20 protein-coding genes are annotated in these 20020 nt (G+C 69.2%); 9 read left to right on the plus strand and 11 right to left on the minus strand.

All coding sequences use genetic code 11. The features are described from left to right. Positions 1-56: 56 nt before the first annotated feature. Both H3309_RS11435 and H3309_RS17795 read left to right on the plus strand, forming a co-directional pair. A complete protein-coding gene (locus tag H3309_RS11435) occupies positions 57-206 on the plus strand; it encodes a DUF1674 domain-containing protein (RefSeq protein WP_207791500.1) in 150 nt (49 codons plus the stop codon). Between the two features lie 70 nt (positions 207-276). Then, positions 277-600: a DUF6968 family protein gene (locus tag H3309_RS17795; RefSeq protein WP_398398238.1), complete on the plus strand. Its 324-nt coding sequence runs from the start codon at positions 277-279 to the stop codon at positions 598-600. Positions 601-676: 76 nt separating this feature from the next. Here the strand turns inward: H3309_RS17795 and H3309_RS11440 are convergent, their stop codons facing one another. From H3309_RS11440 to H3309_RS11450, 3 genes are read right to left on the minus strand one after another with little or no spacing between them, the layout of a single operon-like run. Next, entirely contained in the window at positions 677-1828 is a 1152-nt protein-coding gene (locus H3309_RS11440) for an aminotransferase (RefSeq protein ID WP_182294830.1), read from the minus strand. Further along, complete coding sequence (locus H3309_RS11445) at positions 1825-2346, minus strand: YceD family protein (RefSeq protein ID WP_182294831.1); 522 nt, start codon at positions 2344-2346, stop codon at positions 1825-1827. Before H3309_RS11445 ends, H3309_RS11440 begins: the two co-directional genes overlap by 4 nt. Next, positions 2333-2845: a ubiquinol-cytochrome C chaperone family protein gene (locus tag H3309_RS11450; protein ID WP_182294832.1), complete on the minus strand. Its 513-nt coding sequence runs from the start codon at positions 2843-2845 to the stop codon at positions 2333-2335. Before H3309_RS11450 ends, H3309_RS11445 begins: the two co-directional genes overlap by 14 nt. A gap of 78 nt (positions 2846-2923) precedes the next feature. On the opposite strand from H3309_RS11450, the gene H3309_RS11455 reads away from it, so the two are divergent. Next, positions 2924-3373: an outer membrane protein assembly factor BamE gene (locus H3309_RS11455; RefSeq protein ID WP_182294833.1), complete on the plus strand. Its 450-nt coding sequence runs from the start codon at positions 2924-2926 to the stop codon at positions 3371-3373. Between the two features lie 357 nt (positions 3374-3730). Here H3309_RS11455 and H3309_RS17725 read toward each other — a convergent pair whose 3' ends face one another. The 7 genes from H3309_RS17725 to H3309_RS11490 form a co-directional block, all read right to left on the minus strand. After that, positions 3731-5377 (minus strand): site-specific DNA-methyltransferase, encoded by a 1647-nt coding sequence (locus H3309_RS17725; RefSeq protein WP_317983322.1) that lies wholly within the window; start codon positions 5375-5377, stop codon positions 3731-3733. Between the two features lie 594 nt (positions 5378-5971). After that, positions 5972-6373, minus strand: coding sequence for a 30S ribosome-binding factor RbfA (rbfA, locus tag H3309_RS11465; RefSeq protein ID WP_182294834.1), 402 nt, complete (start codon positions 6371-6373; stop codon positions 5972-5974). A 4-nt stretch (positions 6374-6377) separates the two neighbouring features. Continuing rightward, positions 6378-8927, minus strand: coding sequence for a translation initiation factor IF-2 (gene infB / locus H3309_RS11470; RefSeq protein WP_182294835.1), 2550 nt, complete (start codon positions 8925-8927; stop codon positions 6378-6380). Next, entirely contained in the window at positions 8924-9610 is a 687-nt protein-coding gene (locus tag H3309_RS11475) for a DUF448 domain-containing protein (RefSeq protein WP_182294836.1), read from the minus strand. Before H3309_RS11475 ends, infB begins: the two co-directional genes overlap by 4 nt. Before the next feature lie 39 nt (positions 9611-9649). Then, the gene (gene nusA / locus H3309_RS11480) at positions 9650-11194 is read right to left on the minus strand and encodes a transcription termination factor NusA (protein WP_182294837.1); all 1545 of its coding nucleotides are present in this window, start codon (positions 11192-11194) and stop codon (positions 9650-9652) included. 4 nt (positions 11195-11198) lie between these two features. Further along, entirely contained in the window at positions 11199-11858 is a 660-nt protein-coding gene (locus H3309_RS11485; RefSeq protein ID WP_182294838.1) for an LSm family protein, read from the minus strand. A gap of 61 nt (positions 11859-11919) precedes the next feature. Beyond that, positions 11920-12225, minus strand: a complete 306-nt coding sequence (locus H3309_RS11490) for a UrcA family protein (protein WP_182294839.1) — start codon at positions 12223-12225, stop codon at positions 11920-11922. A 248-nt stretch (positions 12226-12473) separates the two neighbouring features. Here H3309_RS11490 and H3309_RS11495 point away from each other — a divergent pair, with 248 nt between their 5' ends. The 4 genes from H3309_RS11495 (at position 12474) to H3309_RS11510 (ending at position 17392) form a co-directional block, all read left to right on the plus strand. Beyond that, on the plus strand, positions 12474-14357 hold the full coding sequence (locus tag H3309_RS11495) for a tetratricopeptide repeat protein (protein WP_182294840.1): 1884 nt from the start codon (positions 12474-12476) through the stop codon (positions 14355-14357). 61 nt (positions 14358-14418) lie between these two features. Next, a complete protein-coding gene (gene hisG, locus H3309_RS11500; protein ID WP_182294841.1) occupies positions 14419-15078 on the plus strand; it encodes an ATP phosphoribosyltransferase in 660 nt (219 codons plus the stop codon). Continuing rightward, entirely contained in the window at positions 15062-16345 is a 1284-nt protein-coding gene (gene hisD / locus H3309_RS11505) for a histidinol dehydrogenase (RefSeq protein WP_182294842.1), read from the plus strand. Before hisG ends, hisD begins: the two co-directional genes overlap by 17 nt. A gap of 45 nt (positions 16346-16390) precedes the next feature. Beyond that, positions 16391-17392: a DNA topoisomerase IB gene (locus H3309_RS11510; RefSeq protein WP_182294843.1), complete on the plus strand. Its 1002-nt coding sequence runs from the start codon at positions 16391-16393 to the stop codon at positions 17390-17392. 131 nt (positions 17393-17523) lie between these two features. On the opposite strand, the gene H3309_RS11515 is transcribed toward H3309_RS11510, so the two are convergent. Then, the gene (locus tag H3309_RS11515; protein WP_207791501.1) at positions 17524-18315 is read right to left on the minus strand and encodes an SDR family NAD(P)-dependent oxidoreductase; all 792 of its coding nucleotides are present in this window, start codon (positions 18313-18315) and stop codon (positions 17524-17526) included. A 62-nt stretch (positions 18316-18377) separates the two neighbouring features. On the opposite strand from H3309_RS11515, the gene H3309_RS11520 reads away from it, so the two are divergent. Together H3309_RS11520 and H3309_RS11525 are read left to right on the plus strand one after the other, a co-directional pair. Continuing rightward, positions 18378-19832, plus strand: coding sequence for an FGGY family carbohydrate kinase (locus H3309_RS11520; RefSeq protein ID WP_182294844.1), 1455 nt, complete (start codon positions 18378-18380; stop codon positions 19830-19832). Then, the gene (locus H3309_RS11525) at positions 19829-20017 is read left to right on the plus strand and encodes a hypothetical protein (protein WP_182294845.1); all 189 of its coding nucleotides are present in this window, start codon (positions 19829-19831) and stop codon (positions 20015-20017) included. Before H3309_RS11520 ends, H3309_RS11525 begins: the two co-directional genes overlap by 4 nt. Positions 20018-20020: the final 3 nt, after the last annotated feature.

Raw genomic sequence — 20020 nt, forward strand, 5'->3', positions numbered from 1 at the left:
TCCTTGTCGTGCCTTGCGCGAAACCCTAGATGCCAAGGCGGAAAAGGAAACCCCTGATGGCCGACCAGCCCGTTCCGCCAGCCGCCCCGCCACCGGCCGACCCGCCCGAACCCCCCGCCCTTCCCCCGGAAAAAGGTGGCCGCAAAGGCCCCGAACCCACCCGCTATGGCGACTGGGAGAACAAGGGCATCTGTTCGGATTTTTAAGCGGTAAACTCACAAAAGTTGCCGCTCCCCAAGCTCCACGCTAAACCTGCTCGGCAGTGAAGGAAGGCTGATGACGGAAACGCCATTCGTAGAACGCAGGTTCGAGCTCAATGGCGGTGCGTTGACTGTCCGCTTTTTCACGCCATCAAAGGCACCTGGAGGCGAATTCCAGTGCCATTATTTCATAGGATGGCCGGGGCGGGAGGTTCGCCGGTATGCGTGCGGGGAAGATGGCCTTCAAGCACTCATGCTGGCCCTGCGCACAGTTCATTCCGACCTTGTCCACAGTGATGCTTACAAGGCCGGACACCTTACGTGGTGTGATCAGGCTGATCTTGACCTTCCGCCTACTTGGGGCGTTGGGCCACTATATGACCAGCCCCCACAGCCATAAGCCTTGGCGGCATGTTTAGCTTATGGTTCAACGTCGGCATCAGCCGCCATAACCTGACAGACTTTGAGTCTACGGCTTAGGTCACAGCCCGCAACGCCGCCCCCAGCCGCGCCACCGCCGCGTCCAGCGTCGCCGCCGCCTTGGCATGGCACAGCCGCAGGATGTGCCGCGGGCCATCGTTCTCGTAAAAGGCGCTCACCGGAATCCCCGCCACGCCATGGTCGGCGATCAGCCGCGCATTGAACGCCGCGTCATCCATCGCCACGCCCGACGCCGCCAGGTCCACATTCAAAAACCAGGTCGCGTCGGACGGCAGCACCGCATAGCCCGCCTCCCGCAGCCCCGCCGCCAGCCGCGCCCGCCTGCCCGCGATTTCGGCCCGCATCGCCGCCAGCCAGCCGGCATCGTCCGCCAGCCCCCGCGCCACCGCCATCTGCAGGGAAGGCGGCGTGGTGAAGGTCAGAAACTGGTGCACCGCCCGCAGCCGCGCGCCCAGCGCCGGCGCCGCGCACAGCCACCCCACCTTCCACCCCGTCAGCGCGAAAATCTTCCCCGCGCTCCCCACCTTCACCGTCCGTGCCGCCAGCCGCGCATCCGCCAGCATCGACGCATGCGCCACGCCCGGGTCGAGCACCCACTCCCACACCTCGTCACACAGCAGCCAGGCGTCGTTCGCCAGCACCGCGTCGGCCAGCGCCGCCCGGTCGTCGGCATGCAGCCGTGTGCCGCACGGATTGACCGGATCATTCACGATCAGCAGCCGGGCCCCCTCGGCCGCCCGCGCCAGCTCTTGCCGGTCGATGCGCCAGTCCGGCGGCCGCACCTCGATGGCCCGCACCACGCCCCCCGCCCGCCGCACCAACGGCGCATAGGCATCATAGGCCGGCTCGATGATCACCACCGCATCGCCCGGCTCCACCAGGGCGAAAATCGCGCACGCCAGCGCCTCGGTCGCGCCGCTCGTCACCGTCACGCCGTCCATGGGCTCGATCGCCAGCCCCAGATGCCGCGCATAATGGTCCGCCACCGCCACCCGGAGTTCCGGCAAGCCCGCCATCGGCGGATAATGGTGCGGGCCGTCGATCACCGCCCGCGCCGCCGCCTCCCGCACCGCCAGCGGCCCGCAGCCATCGGGAAAGCCCTGCCCCAGGTTGATGGCCCCGCTCGCCCGGCACGCGGCGGATGTCGCCTCGAACACCGTGGTCTTCGGCGCAATCAGCACGCTCATCTCTTCAGCTTCGCGAACGGGCTCGCCGCCAGCCGGTCGCGTTCGATCTGCGCCGCCGCCTCCTCCTCGCTCAGCAGCCGCCGCCGCACCCCCGCCAGCACCGCCTCGTCCGCGCGCGGAAATGCCGGCAGCGCGAGCAGTAGCGTCTCGGCCACCGCCGCCCCCAGGTCGATCGCCCCGCCCTCGATCGGCACCACATCCAGCTCGTCGTCGGCCAGCTCCACCTCCTCGCCGGGTGCCAGCACCGCGAAGCGCAGGCTCACCGCCTCGTCCACCTCCGCCACCACCGGCTCGCCCGACACCACGCAGGCCTGCACCGCGCGCCCCGTCACCCGCCCCGTCGCCACCGCGCCGTCGGCCGTCCGCGCCACCTCCAGCACCGCCTCCAGCCGCTCCAGCGCAATCAGGTCGTACCGCGCCGCCAGCGCCGCCCGCTGCCTGTCATCCGCCGCCATCCGATAGGGTTGGGCGGTCGCGCCCAAGCGCTCCAGCGGCACCCGCAGCTCAAAATCGCCCATTCAGCAGCGCCTCCCCCGGCAGCGCGTCCAGGCGCGCCTTCAGCGCCACCACCGCCGCCGCCAGCTCCGCCGGCGCCGTCTCATCGGGCGCCGCCCCGCGCCACACATTGCGCACCAGCGCCGCCGCCAGCGCCGCCCTGTCCGCCTCCGGCTCCAGCGCCCGGCGATAGCCGTCGATCCGCCCGCCCAGCGAGCCGGTCACCTTCCCCATATGCTTGCCGATCACCATGTCGCCGATGCCCAGTTGCCGCAGGCTCCCGTCCATGTCGTCCACGAAACTCTCGGTCAGCCAGGCGCTGTCCTGCAACGCCCCCTCGCGCTCGAACCGCAGCATCACCAGGCTCGTCACCAGCGCCACCATGTCGAACCGGCCATCCACCGTGTCCGGCACGCCGTGGCGCAGATACCAGCGCTCCTCCCGCGCCACGCGCACAATGGCGTCCCACAGGTCGGCGCGCTCGCGGCGCTTCGGCGTGAACAGGCGGGTCAGGAATGACATGGTCTTGCCGTGCCGCAGCGCCTTCCCTATGGCAAGCGCACAGGTGGGCCGCGACCGGGCGGAGCAAAGGGTGTGTCGATGCGTCTCATGTTGATCAGTGCGGTGCTGGCCGCGGGCCTGCTCCCGGCCTGCACCCGCATTCCCATCTCCGAAGGCTATGTCGCGGACGAGCAGCTGCTCGCCTCGGTGCAGCCCGGCGTCGACAACAAAAGCTCGGTGCAGCGCACCCTGGGCCGCCCCACCATGGCCGCCCAGTTCGACGGCCGGCAATGGTATTACATCAGCCGCAACTCGAAACAGCTCGCCTTCCTCCGCCCCGTCCCCAGCGCGCAGAGCATCCTGATCATCACCTTCGATGCCAAGGACGTGGTGCAGAAGGTCGAACGCCGCGGCCTGGAACAGGTCGCCAGCATCACCCCCAACCCCGACAAGACCCCCACGCTGGGCCGCGACGAAAGCCTGCTCGACGACCTGTTCGGCAACATCGGCCAGTTCGGCGGCGTCCCGGCCGGCGGGCCGCCGCAATAGGCCAAGGCGGCTCGCGCTTTGAAGGACCGTCGGTCCGAAACGCGCGAGACTCGCCGCAGTGCCCGGCCGGCATGCAGGCGAGCCGGCTCGCCTGACATGGCCGACGAGTCGGCTCCGCCGACATTTTCTTTCTTTTCTTCACCTCCCAGCGGACTCGGTGGCTTCGCCGCCGGCCGCATCGGCAAGGCCCCCACACGTATATCCTCTGAGTACAGTGAACAGAAAAGGGCAACCCCGCGTCAGCGAGCCGGTGTAGCTGCCACACCCCTCCTGCGCTGCGAAGCAGACAGCGGGAGGGGCGACTCGGCGACAGCCGAGCGGGGGTGGGTGCCTCCTCCGCATGAGTGCACCACCCCCCTAAACCCCCAGATCCCCCTGCACCTTCGCCTCCACCGGCGCCGCCTTGAACATCGCCGCGCTCACATTCGGGATCAGCGGCCGCTTGCCCGCGAACAGCTCCGCCAGCGTCAGGATCTGGATGCGCGGCACTTTCGCATGCAGCCCGGTCTCGAAAAACCCCGCCGCTGCCGCCCTGCTTTCCATCTCCTTCGTCGGCAGCGCCGCCATGATCAAGATGCCCAGCGCGGCCTTTTCGCGGCCGATGGTCTCCACCAGCTCCGACACAAAGCCGACACCGCGCGTGGCGCCGCCCTTCACCGAGATGATCGCCTTTTCATGGGTCATCTTGCCGGAACCGTCATACCCGTTGAAGAACATCAGCCCGTCGATGCCGCCGTCCGCGCCCTTCTGCCCGCCCTTCCACGGCCGCCCGCCAATCCAGGTCACCACCCATTTCTGGAACTCATGCTTGTCCCGCTCGGCCAGCAGCTGTGCCGAGGCCAGGTCCTTCGGCAGCCCCTCCGTGACGAAGGAAATCCCCGGAAACGCATCCCGCAACCGCTTCTCGATCAGCGCGATCGACAGGTGCGTGATGTCGATCCCGATCCACTTCCGGCCCAGCTTCTCCGCCGCATGCACCGCCGTCCCGCAGCCGCAGAACGGGTCCAGCACCACATCGCCGGGATTGGACGAAGCGGAAATGATGCGCTCCAGCAGCGCAAGCGGTTTCTGCGTGGGGTAGCCGAGGCGTTCTTGGGCGGACGCATGAATGGGAGGCAAGTCATCCCAGGCATCCGTCAACGGAACTCCGGGGCTCTCGTCTAAGTATATCTTTTTTCTCAATCTCGCATCAGCTTTGGCGGGGAAAAAGAGGCGGTTCTCGGCATCAAGCTGCTGCATAACGGGCAATGAAACCTTCCACCCATTCCGGTGAGGTTTATAAACTCTGCCATTGCTAGCATGAAAATCATACGTCAGATTTGGACGTATTGAAGGATTTACCAAATCTGATCGTCGAAACCTACGACCATCAGAGTCAAAATGTACAAAATGCTCTGCGATATATTCCTCACTATATGGCGTATATAGCTGATTCCAGATCGCCGATTCAGATTTAACGTACAGTAGAATGACATCGTGGACAGCAGCCAGCTTCCGCGTCGCATTTGAATGTGCGCTAGTGCGCTTCCAGATAATTTCATTCCGGTAGTTCTCTACCCCGAACGCCGCATCCAGCAGCAACTTCAGATAATGGCTCGCCGTCGGATCGCAGTGCAGATACAGGCTGCCCGTCGGCTTCAGCACCCGGTGCAGCTCCACCAGCCGCGCCGACATCATCGCCAGATAGGCCATCATCGCATTGTCGTGCAGGAACCCGCGCAGCGCCTGCAACAGCTGCGCCACGTCGGTATTCCCCTCGCGCAGCACCCGCTCATAGGCCGCCTCGGCCGAAACCCCCCAGGCCCACGTGTCCTCGAACGCCTCGATCTGGCTGTCCGCCGTCTTCCCGTCCGGCGACTTGAACAACTGGCTGTAGGTCGCGTTCGAATTGAACGGCGGGTCCAGGTAAATCAGGTCCACGCATCCGTCCGGAAACACCGCCGCATTCGCCAGCCAGTCCAGATTGTCGCCATAATAAAGCCGGTTCACCATGTCCCCGACCATGCCGCGCCCCGCCCCGGAAAAACAGTTGCATTTTTCAACGCAATCTGATAACCATATGGGTTAATAACCCTCATCTTCGACCGACCCGCTGTCAACCCCCATACCGCCGCCCTGCTGAACCTGGTTCAGCATCCATCGCGCCACCGATCCCCGACGCCGCGCAAAAACAGCCCTTTTCCGCTAACCCCTTGATTCAGGCTGTCACTTTTTGCGAAAAACCTTCCAAGTTTCCTACCCGCAACAAACCAACACCCCCCGTCACCCCGGGCTCGACCCGGGGCCCCGTCACCCCGGGCTTGACCCGGGGCCCCACACTATCGGCTCCAGCGCCAAAGCCCCTCCCCCGCCTGCGGGGGAGGTGTCAGGCAAAGCCTGACGGAGGGGGCCAGCGCGTCTGCACCAACCCCGAACCATCGCCCCTGCGCGGCCAAGCCGCGCGAACTCGGGCAGCAGGCGGGGCGGAGAGCGTGAGAAGAAGAAAAGAAAGAACAAAAAAGCGGGCAAAGCCCGCTTGTCGGACGTGTCGGTTGGACACGGCCAACCGCACGCCGGCCAGGCCTGCGGCGAGTCTGGAAATAGCGCTGCGCGCTATTTTCAGCCGCCTTCGGCCAGGTCCCTCGCCACCCGCGGGTCCCGCAACAACGCATCGATCTTCCCGCCCACGGCATAGCTCTCGTCCAGCCGGAAATGCAGCTCGGCGGCATATTTGGTGTTCACCCGCCGCGCCACCTCGCCCTTCAGGCTTTTCGACACGCGGTTCAGCGCCTTCAGCACCTTCGCCTGCGCCGCCTCGTCGCCCCCCACCGGCATCACGAACGCGGTTGCATGCCGCAGGTCGGGCGACACGCGCACCTCGCTCACCGAGATGATCGCCCCCTCCAGGTCCGGATCGCGCGCCTCGCCACGTGCCAGCAGGTCGGCCAGCACATGGCGCATCGCCTCGCCCACCTTCAGCAGGCGAACCGATGGTCCCAAGGGCGCATCACCGCGCTTCATCCGTTCACAAACTCCGCAGCCGTTCCTCGATGTCGAACGTCTCGATGATGTCGCCCACGGCGATGTCCTGGAAACCCTCCAGCCCGATGCCGCATTCGAAGCCCTGGCGCACCTCGTTCACATCGTCCTTGAACCGCCGCAGCGAAGCGATGCTGCCGGTATAGACGATGACATCGTCGCGCAGCACCCGGGCGCGCAGGTTGCGCTTGATCAGTCCCTCCTGCACCATCACGCCGGCGGCCTTGCCGAACTTGCCGGCCTGGAACACTTCGCGGACCTGGGCACGGCCCACCACCGTCTCGAAATATTCCGGACCCAGCTTGCCCGCCATGGCGAGCTTCATCTCGTCGAGCAGGTCATAGATGATGTCGTAATATTTCAGCGCCACGCCCGCCTGCTGCGCCGCCTCCCGCGCCTTGGCATTCGGCCGCACGTTGAAGCCGATGATCGGCGCGCCCGAAGCCCGCGCCAGCGTCACGTCGGATTCGGTGATGCCGCCCACGCCCGAATGCAGCACCCGCACCTTGATGTCATCGGTGGACAGCTTGTTGACCGCCGAGACGATGGCCTCGACCGAACCATGGACATCGGCCTTGATGACGCAGGGGAACTCCACGGCCTTCGTCGCGCTGATCGCCGAGAACATCGATTCGAGGCTCGCCGGCGCAGACGTTGTCCGCTTCGCCGTCGCCACCTGCTGCCGATAGAGCGCCACCTCGCGGGCCCGCGCCTCATTCTCCACCACGGCCAGATTGTCGCCGGCCATCGGCACCCCGGTCAGGCCGAGCACCTCCACCGGCACCGACGGCCCGGCCTCCTTCACCTGCTGGCCCTTGTCATTCACCAGCGCGCGCACCTTGCCGCTTTCCGTGCCCACCACGAAGATGTCGCCCGTGCGCAGCGTGCCGCGGCGAACAAGAACCGTCGCCAGCGGCCCCTTGCCCTTGTCCAGCTTGGCCTCCACCACCGTCGCTTCCGCCATCCGGTCCGGATTGGCGCGCAGCTCCAGCAGTTCGGCCTGCAACAGGATCTTGTCGGTCAGTTCATCGAGCCCGGTCTTCTTCAGCGCCGAGACCTCGACATCCTGCACCTCGCCGCCCATCGCCTCGACCTGCACGTCATGCTGCAACAGTGCGGTGCGGATCTTGTTGGCATCGCTGCCCGGCTTGTCCATCTTGTTGATCGCCACGATCATCGGCACGCCGGCCGCCTTGGTGTGGTTGATCGCCTCGATCGTCTGCGGCATCAGCCCGTCGTCACCGGCGACCACGATCACCACGATATCGGTGATCGTCGCGCCGCGTGCCCGCATCTCGGTAAAGGCCTCGTGCCCCGGCGTGTCCAGGAAGCTGATCTTCGCGCCCGATTTCAGCGTCACCTGATAGGCGCCGATATGCTGCGTGATGCCACCGGCCTCGCCGGCCACCACATCGGTGCCGCGCAGCGCATCCAGCAGGCTGGTCTTGCCATGGTCGACATGGCCCATGATCGTCACCACCGGCGGCCGCGGCTGCAGGTCGGTATCCACGTCCGCCTCGCCACCCACGCCGATTTCCACGTCGCTGTCGGACACGCGCTTGATGATGTGGCCGAACTCGGTCACCAGCAGCTCGGCGGTGTCCTGGTCGATGGTCTGCGTCGCCGTCACCGGCGTGCCCATCTTGAACAATGTCTTCACAAGGTCGGAGGTGCGCTCCGCCATCCGGTTCGCCAGCTCCTGCACGGTGATCGCCTCGGGCACCTGCACCTCGCGCGGCTGCCGCGCCGGCGCCGCGCCGGCACCACCGCCATGGCTGCGCCGGTCCTTCTCCCGCGCCCGCTTCAGGCTGGCGAGCGAGCGCGCGCGGAAGCCATTGTCATCCTCGCCCAGCGCGCGGGTGATGGTCAGCTTGCCACCCTGGCGCCGATCGTCGACGCGCGGCCGCGCCGGCTTGGCCGGCGGTTCCGGCGCACGGCGGGGGGCCAGCGGCGCGCGCGCCACGGGCGCACCGCCCCGCGGGCGTTCCTCCTCCGCTTCCGCCGCCGCCACCGCCTCGGCCGGTGCCTCCACGGCGGCCTTCGCCGCCCGTTCCGCTTCCGCCGCGGCGGCCGCCGCCGCTTCGGCTTCGGCCCGTGCCTTTTCCTCGATGCGGCGTTTTTCCGCTTCCGCGGCCTCCGCCCTGGCGCGCTCCTCGCGCACCCGCATGTCCTCGGCGATGCGCAGCCGCTCTTCCTCGGCCTGGCGCAACATCATCGCCTGCCGCTCCTTGGCAGACATCGATCCCATCGCCGGCATCACCGGGCGGGGCGGCGGCGCCGGGACGGGCGCGGGTTTCGGCGGCGCGGCCACGGGCGCGGGCGGCGCCACGGGTGCCGGCGCTTCCACCATTTCCTCGGCCACGTCGGCGTCAACCGGGTCCCCCGGCTTGCGGAACACGCGCTGCTTCTTGGTCTCCACCACCACCTTGTGCGTGCGGCCATGGCTGAAGGTCTGTTTCACCTGGCCCACCTCCACGGTGCGCTTCACCCCCAGCTGGGGACGGAGGCCGAGTTTGGGCTTGTTGTCTTCGGTCATGCTTCGTCTTCTGCCTTCAGCGGGGCCGCGGCCCCTTCATTATCCATGATTTCGCCGCACCATGCAGCCAGCCGGGCGACATCGGCCATGATCCGAGCCGCCGCGCTGCTGTTGGTGACACCAAGATGCACCGTATTGTCACGTCCCAGCGCGCGCGACAAGGCGAGCCGGTCGATCGGCAGACGAACGGGCGCAATCGCCTCCCCCACCCGCGCCGCCTGCGCCAGCTTGCCCGCGCCATCCTCCGCCGCGTCGGCGGCGTGGAACAGCGCGAACAGCTGCCCCCGCCGCACGCCTTCGCCCAGCCGGTCGCTGCCGAACATCAGATGCCCGGCGCGATGCTCCAGCCCCAGCCGCTGCAACAGCCGCGCCCGCAACCCAGCATCGATGCGCTCGACCAGATCGTCCGGCACCGACGTCGGCGCGCGCAGCGCCCGCGTCAGCAGGCCGGACAGTTTCCGCGGCGCCACCGCCGCCAGCAGCGAACGGTCGGGCACGATCCACGCCCCGCGGCCCGGCAGCTTCGCCGCAAGGTCCGGCCAGGCCGCGCCATCGGGCCCGCGCACCAGCCGGATGAAGGCGGCGCGGTCACCGGTGGCGCGCGTCAGCACACAGGTCCGGGTCGGACCTGCCTCGCTCGCGTCGCCTTCCTCAGGGCTTAGGAGGGTCTCATCGGGGACCATGCGTCAGAACGCCCTCCCCGATGGTGAAACGGGCGCGCATCAGGCGGCGTCCTCCTCGAACCAATGCTTGCGCGCCGCCATGATGATCGCGTTGCCATCGTCCTGGCTGATGTTGAACATCGCCAGGATGCCGGCCGGAATCTCCCGCCGCTTGTCGCCTTTGCCGATCAGCTCGTCGGTGGACAGGTCGGCCAGGTCGTCGAGCGTCTTGATCCCCTTCTGCCCCAGCCGCACCAGCATCGCTTCGGTCAGCCCGGGGATTTCGCTCAGCGCATCCTCCACGCCCAGCGCGCGCCGTGCCTCGCGGAAGCCGGCCTCGCGCCGCTCGATGGCGTCGTTCGCCCGCTCCTGCAGCGCGCCTGCCAGCTCCTCGTCGAAGCCCTCGATCTCCGCCATCTCGGCAAGCTCGACATAGGCGACTTCTTCCAGGCTGGTGAAGCCCTCGGCGACCAGCAGTTGCGCCAGCGTCTCGTCGACATCCAGCTCGCGCTGGAACAGTTCGCTGCGCTCGACGAACTCCTTCTGCCGCTTCTCGCTCTCCGCCGCCTCGGTCATGATGTCGATCTGGTGGCCGGTCAGCATGCCGGCCAGCCGCACATTCTGGCCGCGCCGGCCGATCGCCAGGCTCAGCTGGTCATCGGGCACCACCACCTCGATGCGGGTGTCCTCCTCGTCGATCACCACCTTGCTCACCTCGGCGGGCTGCAGCGCGTTCACCACGAAGGTCGCGGTTTCCGGCGACCAGGGGATGATGTCGATCTTCTCGCCCGCCAGTTCCTGCACCACCGCCTGCACGCGGCTGCCGCGCATGCCGACGCAGGCACCCACGGGGTCGATGCTGCTGTCGCGGCTGATGACCGCGATCTTGGCCCGGCTGCCCGGATCGCGGGCGCAGGCCTTGATCTCGATGACGCCGTCATAGATTTCCGGCACCTCGGCGGCGAACAGCTTCTTCATGTAATCGGGGTGCGCGCGGCTGCAGAAAATCTGCGGCCCGCGGTTTTCGCGCCGCACCAGCGTGATCAGGCTGCGCACCCGGTCGCCCACGCGCAGCATCTCGCGCGGGATCTGCTGGTCGCGGCGGATCACGCCCTCGGCGCGGCCCAGGTCCACGACGATGTGGCCGAATTCCACCCGCTTCACCACGCCGGTGATGATCTCGCCCTGCCGGTCCTTATATTCCTCATATTGCCGCTCGCGCTCGGCATCGCGCACCTTGGTCACGATCACCTGCTTCGCCGCCTGCGCCGCAATCCGCCCGAACTCGATGGGCGGCAGCGGATCGATGACATAGTCGCCCAGCTTGGCGTCCTTTTCCTTCGCCTGCGCATCCGCCAGGCTGATCTGCTTGAAATAATCCTCGACGAACTCGACCACCTCCAGCACGCGCCACAGCCGCAGGTCGCCGCTGCGCGGATCGATCTTCGCGCGGATGTCGTTCTCGGCGCCATAGCGGGCGCGGGCGGCGCGCTGGATGGCTTCCTCCATCGCCTCGATCACGATCATCCGGTCGATGCTCTTCTCGCGCGCGACGGCGTCGGCGATCGCGATCAGCTCGGCGCGGTTGGCGGAAATCGGGTTCATTCGGTCATCCCTCTTCTTCGATGATATCATCAGCGCCGCTCGCGTCCAAGGGCGCGGTTTCGGCGATCAGCTTGTCGGTCAGCAGCAGCTTGGCGGTCCGGATCGCGGCAAAAGGCAGCGCGATCGGCCCCAGCCCCTCGGCCTCGAGGCGAATGTCATCGCCCTCCGTCGGCAGCAGCGGCCCCTGAAAGCGCTTGCGGGCCGCCCCGTTGAACGGCAGCGGCTCCGAAAGGTCGATGCGCGCCACATGCCCCACCCAGCGGTCGAAGTCGGCCAGGCGGGTCAGCGGCCGGTCGATGCCCGGGGAGGAGACCTCCAAACGGTATGCCGCCTCGATCGGGTCCTTCTCGTCCAGCATGGCCGACAGGGCACGCGACAGCCGGGCGCATTGCTCCAGTGTCATCTGGCCGGTCGCCGGGTCTTCCGCCATCACCTGAAGCGTCGGCGCCCGCTCGCCGCCGATCATGGCGACGCGCACCAGCGCGAAGCCGGTGGCGGTCACCACCGGTTCGATCAACGCCTTCAGCTTCTCGTCGCCCAAAATCCTGCCTCGTGCCAAAAGCCCTCCGGCGCCGGAGGCGCTGTGCCGTCCGACTTCCCTGCGGGCCTGCTTGTTGGAAGTGACGGCGATATAGGCCCGCCCGTGGCGCGGCGCAACACCCATCGACAGGAAAAACCCCCGGCGACAGGCGCCGGGGGTTTTGAGCGGCAAAGGCCGGCTGCCGTCAGTTCGCCGAGGCCAGCGCACTGCGGCGGGCGATCAGGCCTTCCGCCCATTTCTGCGCCTTGCCCATCGATTCCAGGCGGCAGCGGCGCAGGTCCTGCGTGTCGCTCAGGTTGCGGACGTCGCTGTCGCTGCAGGCCGCCTTCACCGCCACCGCGATCCGGCTGTTCAGGGCGGCGATGCCCTCGACGCTGGCCAGGTTGAGGTCGCCGGTTTCGACGGCGATGCTCTTGGCCGGCCCGGCCTGCACCGGCAGGGCGGCCACCGAAACCAGGGCGGCGGCGATCATCAGGTTGAACTTGGTCATGGCGTGATCCTTCTCTGTCCCCGCCGGATCCGCTGGCTGCCCGGGATTGGGCGGTGCGTTCGGCGTGGCACCCTTGTCGGCCCTGCCCGCCCGACGAGACAGGGACGCAGGCCGTTCATTGCCCGACCGCCACCCGATCAAATCCCGATCCGGCGCTTTTCTTTGACTTTCGGGGTTGTTTCCGCCTCTAGTCGCGCATCGCAGGGGGCGTCGGGACGGGTGTGAGCGGCAGCGAAAAACGCATCATCTTGGCCGACGAGCCAATCTTCACGCTGGGTTCGACCATCGTTGACCCGGCCGGGCTGCGCGTGACGGGAGCGGACGGTGTTCACCACAGCCTGCAACCCCGAACCATGCAGGTGCTGGTCGCGCTGTTCCACCAGGCCGGCACCACCGTCAGCCGCGAATCGCTGAACCAGAGCTGCTGGGAAGGCCGCATCGTGGGGGAGGATGCGATCGACCGTGTGCTGGTGCAGCTGCGCAAGCTGGCCCATGACAGCGGTGGTTTTCACCTGGAAACGATCCGCGGCGTCGGTGTCCGCCTGCTGGCACAGGCGGCGACCACGCCCGCGCCGGCGCCTGCCGGCAGCCCGCCGCCCGCGACGGCCGCCGCGGCCGTCGAACCGCTGGCAGCCCCCGTGCAGCCGCCCGCGGCCCCCACCGCTGCTTCCGTCGAAACACCCCTGTCCTGGTGGAAACCGCTTCGACTCTACGTTGCGGGGCTCCTCCTCCTGCTGGTCGCGGCCGGCGCATGGTGGGCGCTGCGGCCGGCGGGCGGCAACGCCGACGCCGTGCTGGTGCTGCCGTTTCAGGACATGTCGCCGCGCCGCGACCAGGCCTGGTTCGCCAACGGCGTGGCGGAGGAAATCCTCAGCGCGCTGTCGCGCGACCCGCGCCTGCGGGTGATGGGCCGCACCACCGGCGAATCGCTGCGGGCCCGCGCGCTCGACCTGGCGACCCTCCGCGCGCAGCTCGGCGTGGGGCATGTGCTGGAGGGCAGCCTGCGGCAGGCGGGCGGGCGCATCCGGGTGGCGGTGCGCCTGATCGACACGCGCGACGGCACCGAACGCTGGACCGAGAGCTTCGACCGGCCGGACGGCGACATTTTCGCGGTGCAGGACGAAATCGCCCAGGCGGTCGCCAGCCGGCTGGGCGGCACGCTGGACGCGGTCGAAACCCGACCGGCCACCCGGTCGGTACCGGCGCACGACGCCTTGCTGCGCGGCCAGCAGCTGGTCAACCTGTCCGGCGACGAAGCGACCTGGCGGGCGGCGCTGGCGCAGTTCGACGCCGCCATCCGCGCCGATCCCGACTATGCCGCGGCCCACGCCGCGCGCGCCGGCGCGCTGTCCGCCATCGCCGGCCAGTTCGACGACGAGCAGCAGGCGCCACGCCGCAACCGCGCCGCGCTGGAGGCGGCGCAGACCGCGGTGCGGCTGGCGCCCGACCTGGCGGACGCGCATGCCGCGCTGGCCTACGTTCTGGAGCGCGGGCAACTGGACGTTCGCGGCGCCGCCCGCGCCTATGACCGGGCCTATGCGCTGGCGCAGGGCGATCCCGACCTGCTGATCCGCTTCGGCATCTTCAACGTGCGGGTGGGCGATGCGACGCGCGGCCTGGCGGCGCTGCAACGGGCGTCCGCGCTCGATCCCTACAACCCGCGCGCTTGGCGCGCGCTGGGGACGGCACTCTATCAATCCCGCCGCTTCGCCGATTCGATTCCCGCCTTCGATTCGGCGTTGCGCCTGTCGCCGGGCATGGCGGCGGGCCATGCCTATCGCGGCGACGCGCTGCTGATGCTGGGCCGCGTGGCGGAGGCGCGCGCCTCCTATGCCGCCGAGACCACCGGCTGGGCGCAACTGGCGGGCCTGGCCATCGTGGAGGCGCGGTCGGGCAACCGACCGGCGTCCGATTCGGCCTTGGCATCGCTGCGCCGCATCCCCGGCGCCGGCTATCAGGTGGCGCAGGTGCTGGCGCAACGCGGCGAAGCGGCGGCGGCGCTGGCGATGCTGGAAACCGCCCATGCCGCCCGTGATCCGGGCATGCTGAACCTGCGCAACGACCCGATGCTCGACCCGCTGCGCGGCGACCCGCGCTTCCGCGCCCTGCTGGCGCGGCTGGGGATCGGCTGACGCCGGCGGATCGTCGCGGCGGTTCCCATATCGCGGCAAGGCCGCTAAGCCGCGCCGCACCATGGCCGAACCGCTGATCATCGCCCTTCCCAAGGGCCGCATCCTGAAAGAGGCGCTGCCGCTGCTGGCGCGCGCCGGCATCGTGCCGGAGCCGGCGTTCCACGACGAGGCGAGCCGCGCGCTGAAATTCGCCACCTCCCACCGCGACGTCGAGTTGATCCGCGTGCGCAGCTTCGACGCCGCGACCTTTGTCGCCTTCGGCGCGGCGGCGCTGGGCATCGTCGGCAATGACGTGCTGCTGGAGTTCGCCTATCCGGAGCTTTATGCGCCCATCGACCTCGGCATCGGCCACTGCCGGCTGTCGGTCGCCGACCATGCCGACGCGCCGCCGATCACGGGTGAAACGGCGTCTCACCTGCGGATCGCCACCAAATATCCCCGCCTGACCCAGGCGCATTTTGCGGCGCGCGGCATCCAGGCGGAGTGCATCAAGCTGAACGGTGCGATGGAGCTGGCGCCCCTGCTGGGACTGGCGCCGCGCATCGTCGATCTGGTCTCGACCGGCGCGACGCTGCGCGAGAATGGCCTGGTGGAGCGCGAGGTCATCCTGGACGTGACCAGCCGGCTGGTCGTCAACCGCGCCGCGTCCAAGACCGATGCGCGGGTGTCCGTGCTGGTGGAGGCGCTGCGGCGGGCGGTGGGCGATGCCGCTGCGGCTTGACGCCCGCGCGCCCGGCTTCGCCGAGGCCTTCGCCGCGCTGGTCGCCGACCGGCGGGAGGAAGATGCCGGCGTCAGCGCCGATGTGGCACGGATCATCGCCGAGGTGCGCGCGCGGGGCTATGCGGCGGTCGCCGAGCTGACGGCGCGTTTCGATGGCGTCGATCTGGCGGCGGGCGGGATCGAAATCGGCCGCGATGAACGGGCAGCGGCAGCAGCGCGGGTGACACCGGAAACGCGCGCCGCGTTGCATCTGGCCGCAGACCGAATTGGAATGTTCCACGTGGAACAATTGCCAAAAGGGCATGATGCCGTGGATGGAAGCGGCATCCGCGCCGGCTGGCGCTGGACGCCGGTGGAACGGGCGGGGCTTTATGTGCCGGGCGGACGCGCCGCCTACCCCTCCAGCGTGCTGATGAATGCCCTTCCGGCGAAGGTCGCCGGCGTGCGCGAGCTGGTGATGGTGACGCCGACGCCGGGGGGCGAGCTGAACCCGCTGGTGATGCTGGCGGCGGAGATCGCCGGCGTGGACCGGGTGTTCCGCATCGGTGGCGCGCAGGCGGTGGCGGCGCTGGCCTATGGGGTCGCGCCGGTGCCGGCGTGTGATGTCATCGTCGGCCCGGGCAATGCCTGGGTCGCCGAGGCGAAGCGGCAGCTTTATGGCGTGGTCGGGATCGACATGGTGGCGGGGCCGTCGGAAATCCTGGTGATCGCCGATGCCAGCGCGGATCCGGCGCATGTCGCCGCCGACCTGCTGAGCCAGGCCGAGCATGATCCGGTGGCGCAGTCGATCCTGATCACGGACAGCGCCACGCTGGCAGGCGCGGTGGCGGCGGAGGTGGAGCGGCTGCTCCCCGGCCTGGCCAGCGCCGCAACCGCGCGGGCGAGCTGGGCGCGGTTCGGCACGATCATCACGGTCGCCGACATCATGGACACCGTGCCGCTGGCGGACGCGCTCGCCGCCGAGCATCTGGAGCTGATGCTCGCCGATCCCGAACCGCTGTTCCGCGCCATCCGCCATGCCGGCAGCATCTTCCTGGGGCACCGCACGCCGGAGGCGATCGGCGACTATCTGGGCGGCCCCAACCATGTGCTGCCCACCGGCCGCCGGGCGCGGTTCGCCAGCGGGCTGGGCGTGCTGAACTTCATGAAACGCACGACCTTCCTGGACAGCAGCCGGGGATTCGACGCGGTCGCCGATGCGGCAGCCACGCTGGCCGACGCCGAAGGCCTGCCGGCGCACGCGCTGTCGGTGCGCATCAGGAGCTGACACCGCGTCGCAACGAAATGAACGCGCGCGCGTTCATCGCAGGTCATGGCCAGCCTGCCCGATGCCGAGCCCGCGCTGCATTTCTCCGACCTCGATGCCCCCGGTTTCACGCGGGTGCGGCGGGGCAGCGGTTTTCACTATCGCGATGCCGCGGGCCGGCCGGTGCGCTGCCGGGAGACGATCGCGCGGCTGAATTCCGTGGCGCTGCCGCCGGCCTATCGCGACGCCTGGTATTGCGCCGATCCCGACGGGCATATTCAGGCGGTGGGCATCGATGCGCGCGGCCGGCGGCAATATCGCTATCACCCCGCCTTTCGCGCCCGGCAGGAGCTGAGCAAGTTCGAGGCCTGTGTGGCGTTCGGGGAGGCGCTGCCGCGTGTTCGCCGCGCCGTTGCCCAGGCGCTGGAGACGCGCGGGCTGGACCCGGCGCGGGTGATCGCGGCGGTGGTGCGGCTGCTCGACCTCGGCCGGATTCGCGTGGGAAACGAGCGCTATGCCCGCGACAACCGCACGCATGGCGCGACCACGCTGCGCGGGCGGCATGCCGCGGTGAAGGGCGCGCGGGTGCGGCTGCGGTTTCGCGGCAAGCATGGGATCGAGCGGGAGGTGGTGCTGAGCGATCGCGCGCTGGCGTCCACGGTGCGCCGCTGTCAGGAGCTGCCGGGGCAGCATCTGTTCGCCTGCGAGACCGGTGACGGCGTGCGCGCGGTCACCTCGGCCGATGTCAATGCCTGGTTGCAGGGTGTCGCCGGCGCCGGGGTGACGGCGAAGGCGTTCCGCACCTGGTGGGCGAGCACGCTGGCGCTGGCGGCGGGGCAGCGCGGCGCGGGCCTGCGCGAGGCACTGGACATGGTTGCCGCCGAACTGGGGAACACCCCGGCGATGGCGCGCAAAAGCTATGTCCACCCCGCGGTGGTCGGCTGGCTGCGCGAGGGCGCGCCGGCGCTCCGCCGGCAGCGCGCGACACGGTGGATGAGCGCCGACGAGCGCACGCTGCTGGCCTTCCTGTCCAAGCCGGTCAACGGCACCCTATCAGAACCTGTTTGAGAAATCGTTCAGGCCGTGGCGAGAACGTTGATTTTCGACCACCGAAGCGCAGCGACCTTCAGGGTCGTGAGCATCGGAGCGCAGAAAATCGGCGTTCGCAGCCCGGCATGGACGATTTATCAAACAGGTTCTCAGACGAACTTGCCGGGCACCACCGGATGGCTGCTGCTGAGGCCGCCGTCGACCGCCAGTGCCTGGCCGTTGACATAGCTTGCCTCGTCGCTCGCCAGGAAGACCGCGACGGCGGCGGCCTCGTCGGCGCTGGCGGCGCGCTTCAGCGGGTTGAGCTGTCCCAGCTTGCCATCCGTTCCGCGGGCACGGGCGCCATCGAACAGGCCCTGTGTCATGCCGGTTTCGGTGAGGCCGGGGCAGATGGCGTTGACGCGCACGCCGCTGCCCTGGAGCTGGTTGGCGCTGGTCATCACCAGGTTGATGACGCCGGCCTTGGACGCGGAATAGGGCATGCCGCCGGCGCCGGAGCGGATGCCGGCCACGCTGGCGGTGGCGACGATGGCGCCCGACCCCTGCGGCACCATGATGCGTGCCGCCTCCCGGATACCCAGGAACACGCCGATCAGGTTGACGCGCAGCACGGTCAGCCATTCATCGACCCCGACATCCGGCAGCCGCGCCAGCCCGCCGCCGACGCCGGCGTTGGCGAAGAAGGCGTCGAGCCGGCCGAAGCTCGCCACCGCCTCGTCCACGATCTGCCGGTTGAACGCCTCCTCCCCGCAGTCGCCGCGCATGGCCACCGCCCGTCCGCCGCTGGCGGCGATGGCGTCGGCGGTCTCGTTGACGCCGGCGGACCAGTCCACGGCGACCACGGCGGCGCCTTCGGCGGCGAAGCGCAGGCTGGCGGCGCGGCCGATGCCGCTGGCGGCGCCGGTCACCACGGCCACGCGGTCGAGAAATCGGGTCATCATTGTCTCCTTCCTGCGCTATGCTAGCCTTTGCAAGGCGCGGCGCAACCGGATAACCAGCGGCGATGCAACCGCTGATCCTTGCCATCGACGAAGGCACCACCTCCACCCGCGCGCTGGCGTTCGACCTGAACGGCGGCATCGTTGCCAGCCATGGCGTGGCGTTGACGCAGCATTATCCGCAGCCCGGCTGGGTGGAGCATGACGCGGACGAAATCTGGGAACATACGCTGGCCTCCATCCAGACCGTGCTGGCCGAGGTGGGAAGGGTTGCCGCCATCGGCCTGACCAACCAGCGCGAGACCATCGCCTTCTGGAGCCGGGCCAGCGGCCGGCCGCTGGCGCCGGCGATCGTCTGGCAGGACCGGCGCACGGCGGACATCACCGCGCGGCTGAAGGCGGGCGGGCAGGAGCCGGCGGTGCAGGCGGCGACCGGCCTGCTGCTCGACCCCTATTTCAGCGCGTCGAAGATCGGCTGGGCATTGGCGCACTGGCCGGCGGTGGCGGAGGCCGCGGCGCGCGGCGACCTGGCGGTGGGCACCATCGACAGCTGGCTGGTGTGGAAGCTGACCGAAGGCCGGACGCACATCAGCGACGCCACCAACGCCAGCCGCACCCTGTTGATGGACCTGAAGACGCGGCAATGGCGACCCGACCTGTGCGCGCTGTTCGGGGTGCCGGCGGCGGCGCTGCCCGCGATCGTGCCGTCCGCCGGGGCGCTGGCCGAAACCAGGCTGTTCGGCGCGCCGATCCCGATCACCGGCATCGCCGGGGACCAGCAGGCGGCGAGCATCGGCCAGGCCTGCCTTTCGCCCGGCATGGTGAAGACCACCTATGGCACCGGCATCTTCATGCTGGCGCATGCCGGCGCGGCGCCGCCGATCAGCCGCAGCCGGCTGCTGGCGACGCTGGCCGCGGAGACGGACGCGCCGAGCTATGCGCTGGAGGGATCGATCTTCATCGGTGGTGACGCGGTGAAATGGCTGCGCGACGGGCTGGGCATCCTGCACACCGCGGCGGAGTCCGAGGCGCTGGCCGCGAGCGTGGCGGACAGCGGCGGCGTGACCTTCGTGCCGGCCTTCGCCGGGCTGGGGGCGCCGCACTGGAACCCGCGCGCGACCGGCATGCTGACCGGGATCACCGGCGGGACGACGCGGGCGCATATCGTGCGCGCCACGCTGGAAGCGATGGGGATGCAGACCGCGGACCTGCTGGACGCGATGGCGGGCGACGGGGTGCGGCCCGGCGTGATGAAGGTGGATGGCGGCATGGTGGCGAACAACTGGCTGTGCCAGGACCTGGCCGATGCGACGGGCCTGGTGGTGGAGCGGCCGCGCTGCATCGAGACGACGGCGATGGGCGCGGCGATGCTGGCGGCGGTGGGGGCCGGGCATTTCGCCGACCTGACGGTGGCGGCGGCGGCGATGGTGGCGCCGGACGCGCGGTTCGAGCCGCGCGAGGGCGATCGCGCCGGGCGTCGCGCGGCGTGGGCGGCGGCGATCGCCAAGGTGCTGGCATGATTGACGCGCTGCTGGCGCTGGGCGTGCTGGTGAGTTTCGCGCTGGTCGGCGGCGGGCTGTGGCTGTGGCGGCGGGACCGGAAGCGGGCGCTGTTGATGCTTGCGGCGGGCGTGGTGTTGCTGTTCAATATCGTGATGTGGAGCACGTTGCCCGTGATGCCGACCCTGCCGGTGGCGAAGGGCTGAACG

It is taken from the genome of Sandaracinobacteroides saxicola (assembly GCF_014117445.1).
Classification (GTDB): Bacteria; Pseudomonadota; Alphaproteobacteria; order Sphingomonadales; family Sphingomonadaceae; genus Sandaracinobacteroides_A; species Sandaracinobacteroides_A saxicola.